This is a genomic window from Arthrobacter crystallopoietes BAB-32 (assembly GCF_000328305.2).
Classification (GTDB): domain Bacteria; phylum Actinomycetota; class Actinomycetes; order Actinomycetales; family Micrococcaceae; genus Crystallibacter; species Crystallibacter crystallopoietes_A.
The window spans coordinates 1-1,799 of sequence record NZ_ANPE02000053.1 but is presented as its reverse complement, the minus strand read 5'-3'; the positions used below and the strand labels follow the sequence as shown (position 1 = coordinate 1,799).

Below are 1,799 nucleotides of genomic sequence, written 5' to 3'. Positions count from 1 at the left end.
TGACGAGCTGTACCGCTTCCTGCGCCCGGGCGTGAAGGAGAACGACGCCGTCGCGCTGGTCAACAAGTTCCTCTACGAAAACGGTTCGGAGGAAGTCGAGGCGGTCAACGCGATCTCGGGCGAACGCTGCAGCCCGCACCCGCACGTATTCTCCAACCGGTTCATCCGCCCCGGGGACACCGCGTACTTCGACATCATCCACTCCTACATGGGCTACCGCACCTGCTACTACCGGACCCTGAACGTCGGCTCCGCCACGATGGCCCAGCGCGACGCCTACAAGCAGGCCCGCGAGTTCATGGACCTGGCCATGGCCGAAGTCCGCCCCGGAGCGTCCAGCGCCGACATCGTCAAGCACTTCCCGGCCGCCAAGGACTTCGGCTTCGAGACCGAGGAACAGGCCTTCGGCCTGCAGTACTGCCACGGTATCGGCCTGGGCCTGTGGGAGCGTCCGCTGATGAGCCGCTACCACTCCTTCGACCACCCGATCGAGCTGCAGGAGGGCATGGTCTTCGCCATGGAGACGTACTGGCCGACCCCGGACGGTTCCGCGGCTGCCCGCATCGAGGAAGAGCTTGTGGTCACCAAGGACGGCTGCCAGCTGCTCACCCGCTTCCCCGCGGACCAGCTCTACGTGGCCGGCACCCGCTACTACACCGGGGTCGACCTGCAGCCGGCTGCTGCCGCCCCGGCCCCCGCCCTGGCCGAGGTGACGGTGTGACCACCGCCCGGATCGGCTGGATCGGCACCGGCAAGATGGGGACCGCCCTGGCGTCGCGCCTGCTCGACGCCGGGCACCCCCTGGCCGTCTGGAACCGCACCCCCGCCAAGGCCGAGCCGCTGGTGGAACAGGGCGCCGAGCGCGTCGACAAGCCCAGCGATCTGGCCGGTTGCCCGATTGTCTTCACCACGGTCGGCGGCGACAAGGACCTTCAAGACGTCATCACCGGTCCCGGCGGCCTGCTCGCCGGCGACGCCCGCCCGGGCATCGTCGTCGACTGCTCCACCGTCTCCGCTGAGGCGTCGGCCTCCGTGCGACAGTCCGTGGCCGACAGCGGCGCCGCCTTCCTGGCGGCCCCGGTGAGCGGCAACCCCAACGTCGTCGCGGCCGGGGGCGCCTGCATCGTCGCCTCCGGCCCCGCCGAGGCCTATGGCAAGGTGCGCCCGCTGCTGCAGGAACTCGCCGGGACCGTCGTACCGGCCGGCGAAGAAGAAGGCGCCCGGCTCGTGAAGCTTTGCCACAACCTCTACCTGGGCATCATGGCGCAGGCGCTGGTGGAGGTGACCAGCCTGGCCGAACACGGCGGAGTCCGGCGCGAGGACTTCCTGGAGTTCCTCGGCGGCACCGTGCTCGGCTCCGGCTGGATCCGGGCCCGCGCCGCTTCGCTGGCCGCGAACGATTTCACGCCCACGTTCACCCTGGACATGCTGCGCAAAGACCTGTCGCTGGGCACCGGAGCGGCCCGCGAACTCGGTGTCCCGCTGCCGCTGGCCGGCGCCGTCGAGCAGCTTGCCGCCATAGCCGCCGGGCAGGGCCACGGGGACGAGGACATGCTCGCACTCGCGGCCCTGCAGCCGCCCACAACCACTACCGAAGGAGCCGACCATGGCCGTGCTTGAGGACCTCACCACCGTGCGCGTCCGCACCGAAGGAACCGTCGCCCATGTGACCCTCGAACGCGGGGAACGGAACATGCTGGACGCCGGCATGACCAAGGAACTAACGACGGCGCTGCGCACTTTGGACGACGACGAAACCATCGGAGCCATCGTCCTCACCGGCGCAGGGGGACACGTTC

At 69.6% G+C, this 1,799-nt stretch carries 3 protein-coding genes; all 3 read left to right on the top strand.

The window, feature by feature from the left end; all coding sequences use genetic code 11:
- A partial coding sequence (locus D477_RS01350; RefSeq protein WP_005266526.1) for a M24 family metallopeptidase occupies positions 1-721 on the top strand: 721 nt, incomplete at its 5' end.
- Positions 718-1,620 (top strand): NAD(P)-dependent oxidoreductase, encoded by a 903-nt coding sequence (locus D477_RS01345; protein ID WP_005266524.1) that lies wholly within the window; start codon positions 718-720, stop codon positions 1,618-1,620. The genes D477_RS01350 and D477_RS01345, both read left to right, overlap by 4 nt.
- A partial coding sequence (locus D477_RS01340) for an enoyl-CoA hydratase-related protein (protein WP_005266522.1) occupies positions 1,607-1,799 on the top strand: 193 nt, incomplete at its 3' end. The genes D477_RS01345 and D477_RS01340, both read left to right, overlap by 14 nt.